The 17,970-nt window shown below is 43.2% G+C and carries 14 protein-coding genes; 7 read left to right on the top strand and 7 right to left on the bottom strand.

Annotated features, from left to right (window positions below; all coding sequences use genetic code 11):
- Positions 1-159: 159 nt before the first annotated feature.
- From rsmG to rpmH, 7 genes are all read right to left on the bottom strand, one after another.
- Complete coding sequence (gene rsmG / locus ACTHPA_RS03060; protein WP_440498602.1) at positions 160-876, bottom strand: 16S rRNA (guanine(527)-N(7))-methyltransferase RsmG; 717 nt, start codon at positions 874-876, stop codon at positions 160-162.
- Positions 877-936: 60 nt separating this feature from the next.
- Positions 937-2,826: a tRNA uridine-5-carboxymethylaminomethyl(34) synthesis enzyme MnmG gene (gene mnmG / locus ACTHPA_RS03055; RefSeq protein WP_440498601.1), complete on the bottom strand. Its 1,890-nt coding sequence runs from the start codon at positions 2,824-2,826 to the stop codon at positions 937-939.
- Positions 2,827-3,103: 277 nt separating this feature from the next.
- Positions 3,104-4,489: a tRNA uridine-5-carboxymethylaminomethyl(34) synthesis GTPase MnmE gene (gene mnmE / locus ACTHPA_RS03050; protein ID WP_440498600.1), complete on the bottom strand. Its 1,386-nt coding sequence runs from the start codon at positions 4,487-4,489 to the stop codon at positions 3,104-3,106.
- Positions 4,490-4,666: 177 nt separating this feature from the next.
- A complete protein-coding gene (gene jag / locus ACTHPA_RS03045; RefSeq protein ID WP_440498599.1) occupies positions 4,667-5,446 on the bottom strand; it encodes an RNA-binding cell elongation regulator Jag/EloR in 780 nt (259 codons plus the stop codon).
- Positions 5,443-6,213 (bottom strand): membrane protein insertase YidC, encoded by a 771-nt coding sequence (gene yidC / locus ACTHPA_RS03040; protein WP_440498598.1) that lies wholly within the window; start codon positions 6,211-6,213, stop codon positions 5,443-5,445. Before yidC ends, jag begins: the two co-directional genes overlap by 4 nt.
- A gap of 97 nt (positions 6,214-6,310) precedes the next feature.
- A complete protein-coding gene (rnpA, locus tag ACTHPA_RS03035) occupies positions 6,311-6,655 on the bottom strand; it encodes a ribonuclease P protein component (protein ID WP_440498597.1) in 345 nt (114 codons plus the stop codon).
- A 260-nt stretch (positions 6,656-6,915) separates the two neighbouring features.
- On the bottom strand, positions 6,916-7,050 hold the full coding sequence (rpmH, locus tag ACTHPA_RS03030; RefSeq protein ID WP_224654211.1) for a 50S ribosomal protein L34: 135 nt from the start codon (positions 7,048-7,050) through the stop codon (positions 6,916-6,918).
- Positions 7,051-7,565: 515 nt separating this feature from the next.
- On the opposite strand from rpmH, the gene dnaA reads away from it, so the two are divergent.
- From dnaA to ACTHPA_RS02995, 7 genes are all read left to right on the top strand, one after another.
- A complete protein-coding gene (dnaA, locus tag ACTHPA_RS03025) occupies positions 7,566-8,915 on the top strand; it encodes a chromosomal replication initiator protein DnaA (protein ID WP_440498596.1) in 1,350 nt (449 codons plus the stop codon).
- Between the two features lie 172 nt (positions 8,916-9,087).
- Positions 9,088-10,221, top strand: a complete 1,134-nt coding sequence (gene dnaN / locus ACTHPA_RS03020) for a DNA polymerase III subunit beta (protein ID WP_440498595.1) — start codon at positions 9,088-9,090, stop codon at positions 10,219-10,221.
- 146 nt (positions 10,222-10,367) lie between these two features.
- The gene (yaaA, locus tag ACTHPA_RS03015; RefSeq protein ID WP_440498594.1) at positions 10,368-10,607 is read left to right on the top strand and encodes a S4 domain-containing protein YaaA; all 240 of its coding nucleotides are present in this window, start codon (positions 10,368-10,370) and stop codon (positions 10,605-10,607) included.
- Positions 10,597-11,718, top strand: coding sequence for a DNA replication/repair protein RecF (gene recF, locus ACTHPA_RS03010; RefSeq protein WP_440498593.1), 1,122 nt, complete (start codon positions 10,597-10,599; stop codon positions 11,716-11,718). The genes yaaA and recF overlap by 11 nt, the downstream gene beginning before the upstream one ends.
- A 69-nt stretch (positions 11,719-11,787) precedes the next feature.
- Positions 11,788-13,710, top strand: coding sequence for a DNA topoisomerase (ATP-hydrolyzing) subunit B (gene gyrB, locus ACTHPA_RS03005; RefSeq protein ID WP_440498592.1), 1,923 nt, complete (start codon positions 11,788-11,790; stop codon positions 13,708-13,710).
- Between the two features lie 111 nt (positions 13,711-13,821).
- Positions 13,822-16,350: a DNA gyrase subunit A gene (gyrA, locus tag ACTHPA_RS03000; protein ID WP_440498591.1), complete on the top strand. Its 2,529-nt coding sequence runs from the start codon at positions 13,822-13,824 to the stop codon at positions 16,348-16,350.
- A 117-nt stretch (positions 16,351-16,467) separates the two neighbouring features.
- Entirely contained in the window at positions 16,468-17,565 is a 1,098-nt protein-coding gene (locus tag ACTHPA_RS02995; RefSeq protein WP_440498590.1) for an HD-GYP domain-containing protein, read from the top strand.
- Positions 17,566-17,970: the final 405 nt, after the last annotated feature.

Here is a 17,970-nt window from a genome sequence, read left to right as displayed (position 1 = left end):
AGTAGAATTCTATAAGATTACAATACTATAACTTATATTACTAGTCTCTGTAATAAAAAGGTTGTGTAAAGACAGGTGCAATGTTTAAAAGAGCACCTGCCTTCCAATCTCCTTTGAACCAAAAATCAGGATAATGAGATATTGTTTCACGTGAAACAATTATTTAAGTGGTGTTTTATTTGGGATGCCGGGCTTTCGAGGGTATTTCTTAGGTGTTTTTTTCACTTTATTCAAAATGAATATATTTCTTTCACTTTCCTCCATAGGTAAACTAAAAGAAAATTTCTCGACGAGTTCAGCTCCAAGTATATTGATTGCTTTTTTTGCGTCTTGCAATTCCTCTTCCGCAGCTGCACCTTTCATGGATATGAAAATTCCTCCCTCTTTCACAAGAGGCAGACAAAGTTCCGAAAGGACAGATAAACGGGCAACGGCGCGGGCAGTTACAATATCAAATTGCTCACGGTATTTCGGATTTTGACCGAAATCTTCTGCTCTTGAATGAATGAAATGTACATTATCAAGTTCAAGTTCTTTAGCGAGTTCAGTCAAAAAGGTAATTCTTTTGTTTAGAGAGTCTACAATCGTAACGGTTACATCCGGGAAGCAGATTTTTAAAGGAATACTCGGAAATCCTGCTCCTGCCCCTACATCACAAATAGACTTATTTCCTGTCAAATCTGTGTAAAACGCTGCAGTGATGGAATCATAAAAATGTTTTAGATAAACAGATGGTGCATCCGTTATTGCCGTTAAATTCATTTTTTCATTCCACTCAACTAACATTTGGAAATATTTTCCGAATTGATGAAGCTGATGATCCGAGAGACTTATTCCCTGCTCTTTCAATGCTTCGATAAATTGTTCTTCGTTCACCTTGGATCCTCCTTCTAAAAAAAGACTGATGCGGACTTATCCCACATCAGTCACATAATGTTAACCAGTAATTTTTGCAATTTTCCCTTGCTCGATATAAACGAGCAAAATTGATATATCTGCTGGGTTTACACCGGAAATCCTTGATGCTTGCGCAATGGATAACGGTCTGACAGCGGAGAGATTTGCTTTCGCCTCTTTGGCGATGCCTGTAATAGCATTGTAATCAATGTTCTCAGGTATTTTTTTGTTCTCCATCTTTTTCATGCGTTCCACTTGCTGCATCGATTTTTCGATATAACCTTCATATTTGATGAAGATTTCGACTTGCTCCGCCACTTCTTCCGACTTTTCTTCCTCAGCAGGCACAACAGTAATGATTTGTTCATACTTCATTTCCGGACGTTTTAGCAGATCCGCCGCTTTCATTGGCTCGCGAAGCTCTGTACCGCCGGATTCGCGGATAATTTCTTGTACTGCTTCACTCGGTTTGATCGTCACTTTTCGAAGTCGTTCAATTTCCTCTTCGATTTGCTGTTTTTTAAGAAGGAATTTCTCGTGACGCTCTGCACTGATCATTCCAAGTTTGTACCCGATTTCCGTGAGACGCATATCCGCATTGTCATGGCGCAGCAAGAGACGGTATTCCGCTCTAGACGTGAGTAGACGATATGGTTCGCTCGTTCCTTTCGTTACGAGGTCATCAATCAGAACGCCGATATAAGCATCCGATCTTCCCAATACGACTTCTTCTTTGCCAAGTACTTTGCTCGCCGCATTAATGCCGGCCATGATGCCTTGTGCAGCTGCTTCTTCATAGCCGGATGTTCCGTTGATTTGACCAGCTGTGTATAGATTTTTGATTTTTTTTGTTTCGAGCGTCGGCCAAAGCTGCGTTGGAATAATTGCATCATACTCGATAGCATATCCCGCACGCATCATTTCCGCTTTCTCTAGCCCTGGAACGCTTTCAATCAGTTTCCGTTGAACATGTTCAGGCAAGCTAGTTGAAAGTCCTTGAACGTAATATTCTTTCGTATTGCGGCCTTCAGGCTCCAAGAATATCTGATGACGGGACTTATCCGCAAAACGGACGATCTTGTCCTCGATTGAAGGACAATAGGTCGGCCCCTTCCCTTTGATCATCCCTGAATACATCGGAGAGAGGTGTAGGTTTTCATTGATGATTTCATGCGTTCTCGGTGTTGTATATGTTAACCAGCAAGGAAGTTGGTCCATGATGAATTGCGTAGTTTCGTAGCTAAATGCACGAGGTACGTCATCACCTGGTTGAATTTCCGTTTTGCTGTAGTCGATTGTATTTCCGTTGATACGCGGAGGTGTACCGGTTTTGAAGCGTACTGTTTCCAATCCGAGTTCTTGCAGATTTTCAGCAAGTTTGATTGCCGGCATTTGGTTGTTCGGACCGCTTGAATATTTCAAGTCGCCGATGATGACTTCTCCACGAAGGAAAGTTCCTGTCGTAATGATGATCGATTTTGCACGGTAAACAGCCCCGATTTGCGTGATGAGTCCTTTTACTTCACCGTCTTCGACGATCAACTCTTCTACAACCCCTTGATGGAGCGTCAAGTTTTCCTGTTCTTCAAGGACGCGTTTCATTTCTTGTTGGTAGAGGACTTTATCCGCTTGTGCACGTAGCGCACGGACGGCTGGTCCTTTCCCTGTATTCAACATCCGCATTTGGATATGTGTTTTGTCGATTACTTTCCCCATTGCTCCGCCTAGTGCGTCAATTTCGCGGACGACAATCCCTTTTGCAGGACCTCCGAGTGACGGATTGCATGGCATGAAAGCGATCATGTCAAGATTCATTGTTAGCACCAATGTCGATGCACCCATCTTTGCAGAAGCTAATGCGGCTTCGACGCCGGCATGGCCTGCTCCGATGACTATACAATCGAACGTGCCTGCTTCAAATTGTGGCATGTTCGTTCATCCTTCCTATTTTATGAATGGTGTTGCTTTGTATAAAAAAATGAGTATAAAATCGGATTTACGCTTCAGGCGGACGCTTTCCGGGGGGCGGGCAGTAAGCCTCCTCGGTCGCTACGCGACACTGCGGGGTCTTACTTGTCCCGCTAATCCCCCAGGAAAAGCCGTAACAAAGAACGGCTTTTGCGAACAAAAGCGAAGCGTTGAGAGCACATCTTTGCACTTTGCCGCCTTGCGCTTCAATCCGGTAGTAATCACATGACTAATTAGATTATTTCCCTAGACAGAATTGGGAGAATAGCTGGTTGATGAGGCTGTCTTGGACGGTGTCGCCTACGATTTCGCCTAGGAGCTCCCATGTGCGCGTGACGTCGATTTGAATCATGTCGACAGGCACTCCGCCCTCTGCAGCTGACAAGGCGTCCTGAATTGATTTATGCGCTTTGTGAAGCAATGCGATATGCCTTGCATTGGACACGTACGTCAAATCACCCGCTTCGAGTGTTCCTTCGAAGAATAGTTTGGCGATTGCTTCTTCCAATTCGTCGATACCTTCCTCTTTCAGGATAGATGTCGTGACAATTGAACCTTTCCCAGCCAATTCTGCTACTTGCTGCATATCGATTTTCTGAGGCAGGTCAGTTTTGTTAATGACAACGATGATGTCCATTCCCTCGGTCGCTTCGAAAAGCCGGATATCCTCTTCTGTGAGAGGCTCAGAGCTGTTCAGGACAAGTAAGATGAGATCTGCTTCTTTTAAGACTTGGCGGGATCTCTCCACCCCGATCCGCTCGACGATATCCTCCGTCTCCCGGATACCTGCCGTATCTACGAGACGCAACGGTACTCCTCTTACATTAACGTATTCCTCAATAATATCACGGGTTGTGCCTGCGATGTCAGTGACAATTGCTTTATTCTCCTGAACAAGGCTGTTCAGCAATGAAGATTTTCCGACATTCGGTCGACCGACGATAACTGTCGATAATCCTTCACGAAGAATTTTTCCTTGGGATGAAGTACGCAGCAGCTTCTCGATTTCTTCCTTCACCCACGTTCCCTTTTCAATCATAAGAGGAATGGTTACTTCTTCGACGTCGTCATATTCTGGATAATCGATGTTCACTTCTACTTGTGCCAATGTTTCTAGAAGTGCTTGCCGCAATTCACCGATTAGCCTGGAAAGCTTTCCTTCCATTTGATTCAAGGCGACATTCATCGCTCTGTCCGTTTTTGCACGAATGAGGTCCATGACTGCTTCCGCCTGTGATAAATCGATGCGTCCATTTAAAAATGCACGCTTTGAAAACTCGCCCGGTTCCGCAAGGCGAGCTCCTTCTTTCAACACTAGGTTGAGGACACGGTTCACTGCCACCACGCCGCCGTGGCAATTCACTTCGACAACGTCTTCACGGGTAAATGTTTTCGGAGCTCTCATGATAGATACCATGACTTCCTCGACAATTTCCTCGGTAGACGGATCTGTCAAATGCCCATAATGGATTGTATGTGATTGTTCATCCGCGAGTTTTTTACCTGACGGAGAACGAAAAATTCGATCTGCAATGCCGATAGCCTCATCTCCACTAAGCCGGACGATGGCGATAGCCCCTTCCCCCATTGGAGTTGAAATGGCGGCTATTGTATCATAATGCAAACTCTTCACCTTCCTACATCGGTTACCCACATGTGGATAACCTGTTTTGACTTGACTATCTGACAATATATAATATCACATATCCAGTCACTCTCATAGTTGTGGGATTAAAAAATGTGGATAAGTTTTAATTCAACACAAATAAAAACCCCGTGATCATCTCACGAGGTTTCCAAATTAACTAATCGGCTCGATAACAAGATAACGATTCGGATCCGTACCTTCCGAATACGTTTCAATGTCCAATCGGTTCGATAATGCATTATGAATGACTTTCCTTTCATACGAAGGCATCGGTTCAAGTTGAACTTTTCTTCCATTTCGAACGGCTTGGTCGGCCATCCGTTCTGCAAATTGCTCCAATGATTGTTCACGGCGCTCACGATAATCGCCTACATCTAGACGAACGACCTTGAATTGCTCAGATGTTTTATTGGCAACTAACTGTGCGAGCTGCTGTAATGCGTTCAATGTTTGACCGCGTTTGCCGATCAGGAAAGCAGCTTTTTCACTTTCCAGCTGGAATGAAAGATACTTCCCGTCCATTTCATGATTGACGACTAGATCGTCGATGCCCATCGTCTTCGCAATTTCCGTAATATAGGCTTTTGTTTCGTTGATTGCCCTCTCGTCTGAAACCGCAGCATTGTCAGTCTCCACTTCAACAATTTGCACTGCTGGCTCGACAGGGATTTCAACCGATTCTTCTTCAATAGACGGCTCTGTTTTTTCTTTCTGAACTATTTCCTTTTCCTCTTCAAGTTCATTCATTTCCTGCTTAACCATTTCCTTTAAGGAGACGGTTACTTCGGCTTCCCTTGCACCGAATCCGAGAAAACCCTTTTTCCCATTGTCCAATATTTCAATATCGACTTCATTACGCGTGACATTGAGCTCTTGTAAGGCTGCTGCAATTGCTGCCTCCACTGTCGCCCCTTTTCGCGTTATCTTATTCATTTCCTTTTCCCTCCTACTTTTACAGGTTCCACTTCTTTCTTCTTAAATGGTTTGTAAATGAAGATATTCTGGATAATTGAAATGATATTACCGATAACCCAATAAAGTGCTAGTGCTGCTGGTAGGAATGTACCGAAAATAATGATCATAAATGGCATGATGTACATCATTACTTTCATTTGTGGATTGTCCATCGCAGGACCTGTCCGCAATACGAGGAACTGCATGAGACCAGCGACAATTGCTAGCGTAATGCTTGGCGTTGCAAGTTCGAACCAAAGGAATTTTCCAATTTCGATTTCAGGCGTGGCATTCATCCTGCTAATTGCATGGTAAAGGCCGATGATGATAGGCATTTGAATCAAAACTGGCAGACATCCTGCAGCGGGATTGATCTTCTGCTCCGTCATCACTCTTTGCATTTCTTCACGATATTTTTGTTGCGTTACAGCATCTTTCGATTTGTATTTCTCTTTCAAACCGTTCAAGATCGGCTGCATCTGCTGCATCCGTTTCGAATTTTGAGCTTGCTTAATCATTAATGGAAGCAAGATAAGTCTGATGATGATTGTAACGGCGATGATTCCTAATCCGTATGTCCCCAATAGGTCTTTGAATGTGACAATCAAGGATACTATTGGCCAAACGATGTATTTATTCCAAAAACCTTCACTCGTTTCATATATCGGTTGATTGAATTCCGAACATCCGGCTAGGAATACTGACAATACGGTCAGCATAAGTAATAACGTGGCTCTTTTTTTCAAATCGGTTCCCCCAAATCTGTTTCTATGAAATATCGATGATTTCAGTTTATCATGAACATTTATTCCGTTCTACTTCTTACTCAATTACGGCCCTTTCTTATTTCGATTTGAACGCTTTTGCAATTCTTAACACGTGCTGCAAGCTTTTTTTCGTTTCATGGAAATCAAGTGTGGCCGCCTGATGTCTGGCGATAATAACATAGTCACGATCATTTTTTAGCTCGTCCTTCATTTCCAGAAAAGCTTGTCGGATAAATCGTTTAATGCGGTTACGCGTCACCGCATTTCCTAATTTCTTACCGACAGATAATCCGATTCTGAACTCCTGTTGCTCTTCTTTCCTATAGGAATAGACGACAAATTGCCGATTCGCGACGGACTTGCCTTTTTTAAACACTTTTTGAAAGTCTTCATTCTTTTTGACCCGCTGCCGTTTTTTCAAACATTTCACCTCCTACCGAAAAGCGGAAGGCGCTTGCTCAGATGCGACAGGCATAAGGCGAAGATGCGGAGTGGTGGTTTGTACCACGAAGCAGTTTTGACTTATGACCTGAGCATCTAGCGCCTGGAGCTGGACAATAACTTGTACGATCCAGGCGCCGCCTTCCGCTTCAATCAACAAATTAGTATTCATTACAACATAAGATTTAATTCCACATATATCAGTATAAGTAAAAAAAAAGACCACTGGGTACAGTGGTCTTATGCTGAAAGCACTTTTCTTCCTTTGCGACGACGAGCAGCGAGAACTTTACGACCGCTTTTTGAGCTCATTCTTGCACGGAAGCCGTGAACTTTACTACGTTTACGTTTATTTGGTTGGAATGTACGTTTCATTTCAAAGACACCTCCTGCATTGTCCCTTTACAATCTGACAGTCTTGAACAGTATAAAGGGCATAGACGAAGATGTCAACCGTTTTTTCTGCAAGTAGTTTTCACGATCAAAACTGTACTAAGATTTCTACCTCATCATTCGACAAAATAAATTATCCACAACTACAAAAATCGACAAACCAATAATATGTTCATAGAAATTTTTCCCGTTTTTTTTATACACAGGTCTTATCTACACCTTTTACACATACAAAAGCCTGTGGATAATGTAATTCTCCACAATTGCCGCTACTGTTAATAACTCATAGAATCCCTTGTCATTCTTATAGTTTCTTGATACAATATAGAGGATTTTGCTGTTAACAAATTAAAAAGCCCATTTTATTATCCACAATTGTTGATAGGTTGTGGATAATTTTTTCAACACTTTTGGATATTTCTTATCCACAGAAGCGAATTCTGTGTATAATACATATTCCTGTGTTTTTTTATTTTCTATGTAAAGGAGGCCCACGAGTGGATCAGCTTGAAAAATTATGGAACGACGTTTTGTCGAAAATTGAAGATAAAATTTCAAGGCCCAGTTTTGAAACCTGGCTCATATCGACAAAATTGATATCTTACGGCGATGAGAACGTTACGATTGCTGTTCCAAATTCGTTTGCGAAGGATTGGCTTGAGACTCATTATGTGCACTTGATCACAGGCATCCTCTCGGAATTGACAGGGGAAGATCGACTCATTCATTTCGTCGTTCCAAAGGAAATGGAAGAAAAAGATTTTCAAGTCCCAAAACCGGCAGTTAAACAGGCAGACAAATCAGCTATCCAATCAGCATCTGTCATGTTGAACCCAAAATATACATTTGATACATTTGTCATCGGTTCGGGCAACAGGTTTGCTCACGCCGCATCACTCGCTGTAGCTGAAGCACCAGCGAAGTCATATAACCCTTTATTCATATACGGCGGAGTGGGACTTGGAAAAACCCATCTCATGCACGCAATCGGGCATTATATTATGGAGCAAGACCCGTCCTCCAAAGTTGTTTATTTATCTTCAGAGAAATTTACGAATGAATTCATCAATTCGATTATGAATAACAAAGCGGGCGATTTTAGAAATCAGTATAGGAACGTAGATGTCCTGTTAATTGACGATATTCAATTCATCGCCGGAAAAGAACAGACCCAAGAGGAATTTTTCCATACATTCAATACACTGCATGAAGAATCAAAGCAGATCATTATCTCCAGCGACCGACCTCCAAAAGAAATACCGACATTAGAAGATCGCCTCAGATCCCGTTTTGAATGGGGTTTGATAACGGATATCGCACCGCCTGATCTAGAAACGCGTATAGCTATTTTGCGCAAAAAAGCGAAGGCCGATGGATTGCTCGATATATCTGACGAAGTCATGCTTTATATCGCTAATCAAATCGATACGAATATACGTGAATTAGAAGGGGCCTTGATCCGCGTCGTGGCTTATTCTTCGCTCGTCAATATGGACATTACGACAGATCTTGCAGCGGAAGCATTGAAAGACATCATCCCTAATTCCCGCCCGCGGTCTGTAAGCATATTGGATATCCAAAAAACAGTTGGGGAACATTACAATATACGGCTGGAAGATTTCACGGCTAAAAAAAGAACGAGAGCGATCGCATTCCCTCGTCAAATTGCCATGTATCTTTCACGTGAACTTACGGATTCCTCTTTGCCGAAAATAGGTTCCGAATTTGGTGGGCGAGATCATTCGACCGTTATCCATGCACATGAAAAAATCTCTAAGCAGCTGAAAGATGATCAAAATCTGCAGCAAGATATTCAAGATATTAAAAGTATTCTAGGGCGAGGCTAATAAATCCACATGTGTATAACTCGATAAAATCGAAACAAACTGTGCACATATTATGCACATGTGAATTGTTTTCTAACATATAGGATTTCAGGGCTTATCCACATTTCCACAGCCCCTATTACTATTACTATCTTTATTACTTAACTAATTAATATATAAGCGAGGGTGCAAAATGAAATTTGAAATAATGAGAGATTGGTTGCTCGAAGGATTGAATGATGTCATGAAAGCAATCAGTTCAAAAGTGGCCAACCCCATTTTGACCGGCGTAAAAATTGACGTGAATGAAAAAGGTTTGACGATGACTGGAAGTGATTCAGATATAACAATTTGCACATTCATCCCAGTTGAACAAGACGGTGAGCAAATTATCCGTGTTATTGAATCAGGTTCAATCATTCTCCAAGCAAAAGTCTTTAGTGAAATTGTCCGGAAATTACCGACGAATGATGTGACGATTGAAGTTGAAAACATGCAAACTCATATTCAATCAGGGAAATCCGAATTCCATTTAATCGGTTCTAATTCGGATGAATATCCTGTTCTCCCGAACGTAAAGGACGAGTATCGCTTCTCCTTACCGTCTGATTTGATGAAATCGATCATTAAGGAAACTGTTTTCGCCGTATCCCAGCAAGAAACACGTCCGATTCTGACGGGTGTACATTGGGAAACTGATGAAGAGAAGCTCGTCTGTGTAGCAACAGATAGTCACCGACTTGCAAGAAGAGAAATCGTTCCTGAAATGATGCCAGAAAGTCCGTTCAGCGTTGTCATTCCTGGAAAAAGCCTTCAAGAGCTGAATAAAATCCTTCCGGATAACTCAGACCTTGTCGAAATCGTCATTGCAGATCAACAAGTACTATTCAAAACGAGGAACGTACTGTTTTATTCACGGCTTTTAGAAGGGAATTATCCCGATACTTCTAGATTGATCCCTTCCGAATACAAAACGACTGTACAAGTAAATGGCCGTAAACTATTACAAGCGATTGACCGTGCTTCTCTGTTAGCTCGTGAAGATCGGAATAATATCGTACGATTTTCCGCAGACGGCAGCGATGTCATTGAAGTTTCATCCAATTCTCCTGAAATTGGAAAGGTAGAAGAATTGATCGAGGCGATTAATGTGAACGGAGAAGAGTTAAAAATCTCCTTCAGTGCAAAATATATGATGGATGCATTGAAAGCAATCGAAGGACAGGATATCGCAATCCATTTCACAGGTGCGATGAGACCGTTCATCTTGAAATCAATGGATAGCGACGCAATTTTACAATTGATTTTACCGGTCAGGACATTTTAAGAATTACAGGACTGTCTATCCACAGCAGGCAAGGAATTCAAAACGTTTTCCTTCGCCTGTTTCTTTATTTTTCATTTACATTTTTACTTACAGATGAAAGTTCGCTAAAATAGAAGAACAGACTACTTTAAGAAGGATTGAAGCGGATGGAACTCATGAAAATCGATACTGAATTCATCACATTAGGTCAACTGCTGAAAATGTCGAATTGCATAAGCTCCGGCGGCATGGCCAAATGGTATTTGGAAGAACATACCGTTTACGTAAACGGCGAAGTTGACCGCAGACGAGGCAAAAAGCTTTATGACGGGGATATCGTCACCATTCCAGGGGCAGGTAAATTCAAAATATCCACTTCCACAGACGGTCAATCGGATGTACATTGAACGGATAGCTTTAACAGATTATCGGAATTACTCTTCTCTAGAGCTATCCTTTTCCCCGCATATCAATGTTCTGATCGGAGAAAATGCACAAGGAAAGACGAACATCATGGAGGCGATCTATGTCTTATCGATGGCGAAATCGCATCGCACCTCTAACGATCGTGAACTTATACGTTGGGAACAAGAGTATGGTAAAATAGAAGGGGACATCCAACGAAAATATGGACGTCTTCCCCTTGAATTGACAATATCGAAAAAAGGCAAGAAGGCGCGAGTTAATCATTTGGAACAAAATCGCCTCAGTCTGTATATCGGTCAACTCAATGTTGTCATGTTTGCTCCGGAGGACTTAAATCTTGTAAAGGGAAGTCCACAGGTCCGAAGAAGATTTTTAGACATGGAAATCGGACAAATCTCCCCCGTCTATCTCCATGACCTGCTGACTTTTCAAAAGGTCTTAAAGCAACGGAACGCAATCCTCAAAGATCATCGCGGCAAATTGGATTTTACGGACGTCATGTTCGATATTTACACAGAACAATATATACAGTTGGCTGTTCAGATCATCCGGAAAAGGTTTTATTTTGTTGAATTGCTTCAGAAATGGGCAGAACCGATCCATAAAGGGATTTCCAGAGGGATCGAGCAGCTAAAAGTGACGTATGGGACTTTAAAAGAGTTGGATTCTGGGCAGACTGCTGAACAGATGGAAGAAATACTCAGCCAAAAATTGCACGAAGTGAGACGTCGTGAGTTGGAACGTGGTATGACGCTGATCGGACCGCACCGTGACGATCTCCATTTTTTTGTGAATGGCTATGATATCCAAACATACGGTTCACAAGGGCAGCAAAGGACAACTGCGCTGTCCCTTAAACTTGCGGAAATAGATCTCGTTAAACAGGAAGTAGGCGAGACTCCGGTCCTTCTTTTGGATGATGTTCTATCAGAGCTTGATGATTACCGGCAGTCACACTTGCTGAACACGATGCAAGGTCAGGTTCAGACGTTTGTCACAACAACGAATATAGCGGGAATCGACCATGAAACGATACGTGAAGCTGAGCTGTATGAAGTATCGGCGGGTACGGTTAGTGATAAAGGGAATTAAAACCACTCCTGTTTAACAGAAATAGAAGCTTAGATTGATGTTCGGAAAGGAAAGGTGAACATTTTGGCTATGGAAGAAAAAGAATTGCAGACAGCGTATGATGCAAATCAGATACAGGTCCTTGAAGGCTTGGAAGCTGTCCGTAAACGTCCGGGCATGTACATCGGTACAACAAGTTCGCGAGGGCTTCACCATCTCGTATGGGAAATTGTAGACAATAGTATCGACGAAGCCTTGGCGGGCTATTGCGATCATATTGAAGTAACAATTGAAAAAGATAACTGGATCCGTGTCGACGATAATGGGCGTGGCATCCCTGTTGGAATCCAGGAGTCGACTGGTAGACCAGCCGTTGAAGTCATTATGACGGTTCTTCATGCCGGCGGTAAATTCGGAGGCGGAGGATATAAGGTTTCGGGCGGTTTGCACGGTGTTGGTGCTTCTGTCGTGAATGCACTTTCCGAAGCTACTGAAGTGTATGTGAGCCGGGATGAAAAGGTTTATTTCATCCGTTTTGAAAGAGGAGCTATCGTACATGAGCTTGAAGTGATCGGAACAACCGATACAACAGGTACACGTACAAGATTTAAAGCCGATCCGGAAATATTCACTGAAACAACGGTCTATGAATATGAAATTTTAGCCCATCGCCTGCGTGAGCTTGCCTATTTGAATAGAGGACTGCGCATCACTATTACAGATGAGCGTGGGGAAGAGGAACGAACGGATACATTCCACTACGAAGGTGGAATTAAATCGTATGTTGAACATTTGAATCAAAACAAGGAACCGATCCACGAGGAACCGATTTTCATAGAGGGCGAAAAGGACGGCATCTCTATTGAAATTGCAATGCAATACAATAGCGGTTATGCTGAAAACCTTTTATCGTTTGCCAATAATATCAATACGTATGAGGGCGGGACGCATGAGTCGGGCTTTAAAACGGCACTGACACGCGTCGTCAACGATTACGCAAGGAAAAATGGATTGTTGAAAGAATCAGATCCAAACCTTTCAGGCGACGATGTCCGCGAAGGCTTGACCGCAATCATATCGATTAAGCATCCAGATCCACAGTTCGAAGGACAGACTAAAACGAAACTTGGAAACTCTGAAGTGAGTACAATTACAAATGCCTTGTTCTCGGAAGGTTTCCAACGCTTTCTATTGGAAAATCCGAACACTGCACGCCTAATTATCGATAAAAGTCTCATGGCTGCAAGAGCACGGCTTGCTGCAAAGAATGCCCGTGAGCTGACAAGACGAAAATCGGCATTGGAAGTATCAAGCCTTCCCGGAAAGCTGGCGGACTGCTCTTCACGTAACCCTGCAATCAGCGAGTTGTATATCGTTGAAGGTGATTCGGCGGGCGGTTCTGCGAAAAGCGGTCGTGACCGTCATTTCCAGGCGATCCTGCCTTTGAGAGGTAAAATCCTGAACGTTGAAAAGGCAAGACTGGACCGGATTTTAGGCAATGCTGAAATTAGGACGATGATTACTGCACTCGGTACAGGCATCGGGGATGAGTTCGATCTTTCGAAGGCACGTTATCATAAAATCGTCATCATGACGGATGCCGACGTCGATGGAGCACATATTCGAACGTTATTATTGACATTCTTCTTCCGTTTCATGCGGCCTTTGATCGAGGCTGGCTATGTTTACATCGCACAACCGCCGCTTTATCGGGTCAAACAAGGCAAGCATGAAGAATACTGTTTCGACGAAGTGGAGCTGCAAGCAATTCTGGATCGACTCTCTTCCATTCCGAAGCCGGTCATTACACGCTATAAAGGTCTAGGAGAGATGGACGCCACCCAACTATGGGAGACGACAATGGACCCGGAACAGCGGACACTCCTACAAGTGCATCTCGAGGATGCTTTCGAAGCAGACTTGACGTTTGAGCAATTGATGGGTGATGAAGTTGAACCTCGGCGTAAATTCATCGAAGAAAACGCGATGTATGTAAAAAATCTGGATACTTGATTTATTCAATACTAGGAAATAGATATAGAACATGGACCTGCAACAGACGGGGCTTTGTTCAGTTGACAGGCTGTTCGTGAAAAGCGCCTGAGTTGAAAGGAGTTTGACAATATGGCAGATATGCCAAAACGTGGTGTTCAAGGCATTAACATCAGTACGGAGATGAAGACATCCTTTCTTGACTATGCGATGAGTGTTATCGTCTCCCGGGCATTGCCTGACGTGAGGGATGGGTTGAAGCCAGTTCACCGCCGTATTCTATATGCGATGCAGGATCTTGGAAATACTGCGGATAAACCACATAAGAAATCAGCTCGTATCGTCGGGGATGTTATCGGTAAGTATCACCCACATGGCGACAGTGCTGTTTATGACACGATGGTAAGGATGGCGCAGGATTTCAATTATCGTTATATGCTCGTCGATGGTCATGGGAACTTCGGTTCTGTCGATGGAGATGCGGCTGCAGCGATGCGTTATACGGAATCGAGAATGTCCCGCATCGCCATGGAATTACTGCGTGACATTAATAAAGACACGATTGATTATCAAGATAACTATGATGGCCAGGAGAAAGAACCGATTGTTCTTCCTAGCCGTTTCCCGAATTTGCTTGTAAACGGCACGTCGGGTATTGCGGTCGGAATGGCTACGAACATTCCGCCGCATCATTTAGGCGAAACGATTGACGGTGTATTGGCGATGGCGGATAATCCGGCAATCACTACTGAGGAACTGATGGAAATTATTCCAGGACCAGATTTTCCGACTGGCGGCATCATCCTTGGAAGAAGCGGCATCAGAAGGGCTTATGAAACTGGTCGCGGTTCAATTATTATCAGAGGTAAAGTGGAGATCGAACAGCAGTCGAACGGTAAAGAAACAATCATCGTGACCGAGCTGCCTTACCAGGTAAACAAAGCCCGGCTTATCGAGAAGATTGCCGAGCTCGTCCGTGATAAGAGGATTGAAGGCGTCACGCATTTGGCAGACGAATCCGACCGGACGGGCATGCGTATCGTTATCGAAGTGCGTAGAGACGCAAATGCACACGTTTTGTTGAATAACCTTTATAAGCATACGGCATTGCAATCGAGCTTCGGTATCAACATGCTTGCGCTCGTCGACGGGCAGCCGAAAATATTATCACTTAAAGAAATTCTTTATCATTATTTAGAGCATCAGAAAGTAGTCATCCGCAGACGTACTCAATACGAGTTGAACAAAGCGGAAGATCGAGCGCACATTTTGGAAGGTCTGCGGATTGCACTCGATCATATCGATGAAATTATCGCTTTGATCCGAGGCTCAAAGACGACTGATGAAGCGAAAACTGGTTTGATGGAACGTTTCAGCTTGACTGAAAGACAATCCCAGGCGATTCTTGACATGCGTCTCCAACGTCTAACTGGATTGGAACGCGATAAGATCGAGAACGAATACCAAGAGCTGCTCGTATTGATTTCCGAGTTGCGAGCAATTCTTGCAGACGAGGAAAAAGTGGTCGATATCATTCGGGAAGAATTACTTGAAGTGAAGCATCGTTTCGCCGATGATCGCAGGACTGAAATCGGAAGCGGCGGCGCAGAAATGCTTGAGGACGAAGATCTTATCCCGGTTGAAAACTCGGTTCTTACGTTGACGCATAACGGCTATATTAAACGCCTTCCTGCAAACACGTATCGGAGTCAACGTCGAGGAGGCCGAGGCATACAAGGCATGGGTACGAATGACGACGACTTTGTCGAGCATTTGTTGAACACCTCGACACATGATACGATCCTCTTCTTTACGAGCCGCGGAAGGGTATTCCGTAAAAAAGGATATGAAGTTCCGGAATTCAGCCGAACGGCAAAAGGGCTTCCAATCATTAATCTATTGGATGTCGAAAAAGATGAAAAAGTTACAGCGATGATTCCGGTCGAGAAATTCGAGGAAGATAAGTATCTCTTCTTCGCAACGCGCGGTGGCATTGTTAAGCGTACATCGGTTGCCGATTTTGCTAATATCCGTTCTAACGGGCTGATTGCTCTGACATTACGCGGTGATGATGAATTGATCGGCGTGAAAATGACAAATGGTGAACAGAATATTGCAATCGGTACGCGTGATGGAATGCTTATCAAATTTGACGAGCGCGATATCCGCACGATGGGCCGTGTAGCAAGCGGCGTACGTGGAATTCGATTACGTGCAGGAGATATTGCTGTCGGTATGGATACTGTATCGGAAGGCGATGAAATTCTTGTTGTCACTGAAAAAGGGTTCGGAAAACGGACGCCGGAACATGAATATCGTATCCAGTCTCGTGGCGGATATGGATTGAAGACGTTGAATGTGACTGAGCGGAACGGTCAGCTTGTAGCAATGAAAACCGTTGATGGTTCTGAAGACCTTATGCTGATCACTATCCACGGCATCCTTATTCGAATGGATATTGAAGATATCTCCTCAATCGGCCGCAGTACGCAAGGCGTCCGTCTGATCCGTCTTGGAGAAGACGAGCTTGTCGCGACAGTTGCAAAAGTCGAGAAGGAACACGAAGAGCATGAAGAAAGCGACGAAATCGATAGTAGCTCTGAAGTAAATATGGAAAACGAAATAGAAACAGACTATATAGAAGAGCCTGAAGAGGATTGATTTGAAAAGTTATTGAGGTGGCTAAATGCCACTCAATAACTTTTTTTGTCGTCTATTTTGAAAATTTGCAGTATGATAGTTCTTAAGAGATGATCGGAAAGTGGTGACATCGTAGATATGGAAGTATATAAAACGATCAGTGAGCTCCGTGCAGGAATTTTGCTTAAAGAGGATGTTTATGGCAAGACGATGTATCCAATTATGCGCAAGGATACAGAAATTTCATTGGAACATATTGAAGTATTACATGCATTCGGAGTGAAACGCATAAAGGTTGAAGAGAGAGTCACACAGAAGGATATCCCTGAATCGGAGATAGCACCTTCCATGAATGCAGAGGAGGTACTGGATAATATTCCAGTAAGCATGTATCAGCTTCGCAAGGAATATAACGAAGCGGTTAAGAGTTACAAGAGGGAATTTGGTCATTGGCGATCGGGTCAACGTCCAGATGTTCCAAAAGTAAGGACAATCATCCTGCCATTGCTCGAAAAATTCATCAGGCAAAAACAAATGCTTACATTGTTAAATGACTTCTCCAACCCTGAGGAATACATCTATCATCATTCGGTCGCTGTCGGTATTCTTGCGGCAGCAGTCAGCAGTCAAATGGGATACGATAAAGGAGATGCGCTGCAGCTTGGACTGGCGGGGGTATTAGCGGATTGCGGCATGTCCAAGGTTTCACCTACCATTTTGGAAAAGACAGCTTTTCTAACGAAAGAAGAATACAATGAAGTGAAAAAGCACACATTGTTCAGTGTGAAAATGATACAAGACACCCCTTTGCTAAGGCAGGATATGAAACTTGCAATCCTTCAACACCATGAACGTCTTGATGGAAGCGGGTATCCTCGGGGTGAAAAAATGGGTACCATTTCGATTTTCTCACAAATACTCGCCGTGGCGGATGTTTTCCATGCAATGACGTCGGAAAGATTATATAGAGTAAAACATTCACCGTACAAAGTGATTGAAATGATCAAAGAAGAAGAGTTTGGCAAATTCGACATCAAGGTGGTGGAAGCGCTTCTTAAACTTGTCGGCAATCTATCAATAGGAACACGAGTGAAGCTGACAGATGGGGAAGTGGGCGAAATCATGTTCATCCACCGGGATAATCCTTTGCGTCCTATGATTAAAAAGGAGTCAGACGGAGTTATTATCGATTTGACAGCTCTTCGCGGAATAGCTATTTCAAAGATCATTGAATGAATAAACCAAAGCCGCTCTTATATAATTCAACAGCGGCTTTGTTTTTCAGGCAATGAGCAAAAAAGTTTAAAAAGATATTGCAATCAAAACAATATGCTGGTATAGTAAATAACGTTGCATTTCCGGTAAGTGAATAACTACTTCAAAACAGCTTAAAACTTTTTGAAAAAGGTTGTTGACAAAGGAATTGCAAAGATGGTATTATATAAGAGTTGCTTCTGACGAAGCGGCGCGCAATGAACCTTGAAAACTGAACAGCAAAACGTCAACAAATAAAGTCTTGCAGCCGACTTTGTCGGTGAAAAGACAAAACGAATCTTCGGATTCGAAATTGACATCTTAAATGATGCCAGCAAGAAACTCGAGCTACTCGAATTTCTCTATTATGGAGAGTTTGATCCTGGC

Source organism: Sporosarcina sp. SAFN-015 (assembly GCF_051966875.1).
In the GTDB taxonomy this organism is placed as follows: domain Bacteria; phylum Bacillota; class Bacilli; order Bacillales_A; family Planococcaceae; genus Sporosarcina.
This window is presented reverse-complemented; position numbering and strand designations above follow the sequence as displayed.

Coding starts and splice junctions, on each gene's coding strand:
- mnmG (WP_440498601.1), bottom strand. CDS start 2,826: ATGCCACAATTTGAAGCAGGCACGTTCGATTGTATAGTCATCGGAGCA.
- jag (WP_440498599.1), bottom strand. CDS start 5,446: ATGAATAAGATAACGCGAAAAGGGGCGACAGTGGAGGCAGCAATTGCA.
- rpmH (WP_224654211.1), bottom strand. CDS start 7,050: ATGAAACGTACATTCCAACCAAATAAACGTAAACGTAGTAAAGTTCAC.
- dnaN (WP_440498595.1), top strand. CDS start 9,088: ATGAAATTTGAAATAATGAGAGATTGGTTGCTCGAAGGATTGAATGAT.
- yaaA (WP_440498594.1), top strand. CDS start 10,368: ATGGAACTCATGAAAATCGATACTGAATTCATCACATTAGGTCAACTG.
- recF (WP_440498593.1), top strand. CDS start 10,597: ATGTACATTGAACGGATAGCTTTAACAGATTATCGGAATTACTCTTCT.
- gyrB (WP_440498592.1), top strand. CDS start 11,788: ATGGAAGAAAAAGAATTGCAGACAGCGTATGATGCAAATCAGATACAG.
- gyrA (WP_440498591.1), top strand. CDS start 13,822: ATGGCAGATATGCCAAAACGTGGTGTTCAAGGCATTAACATCAGTACG.
- ACTHPA_RS02995 (WP_440498590.1), top strand. CDS start 16,468: ATGGAAGTATATAAAACGATCAGTGAGCTCCGTGCAGGAATTTTGCTT.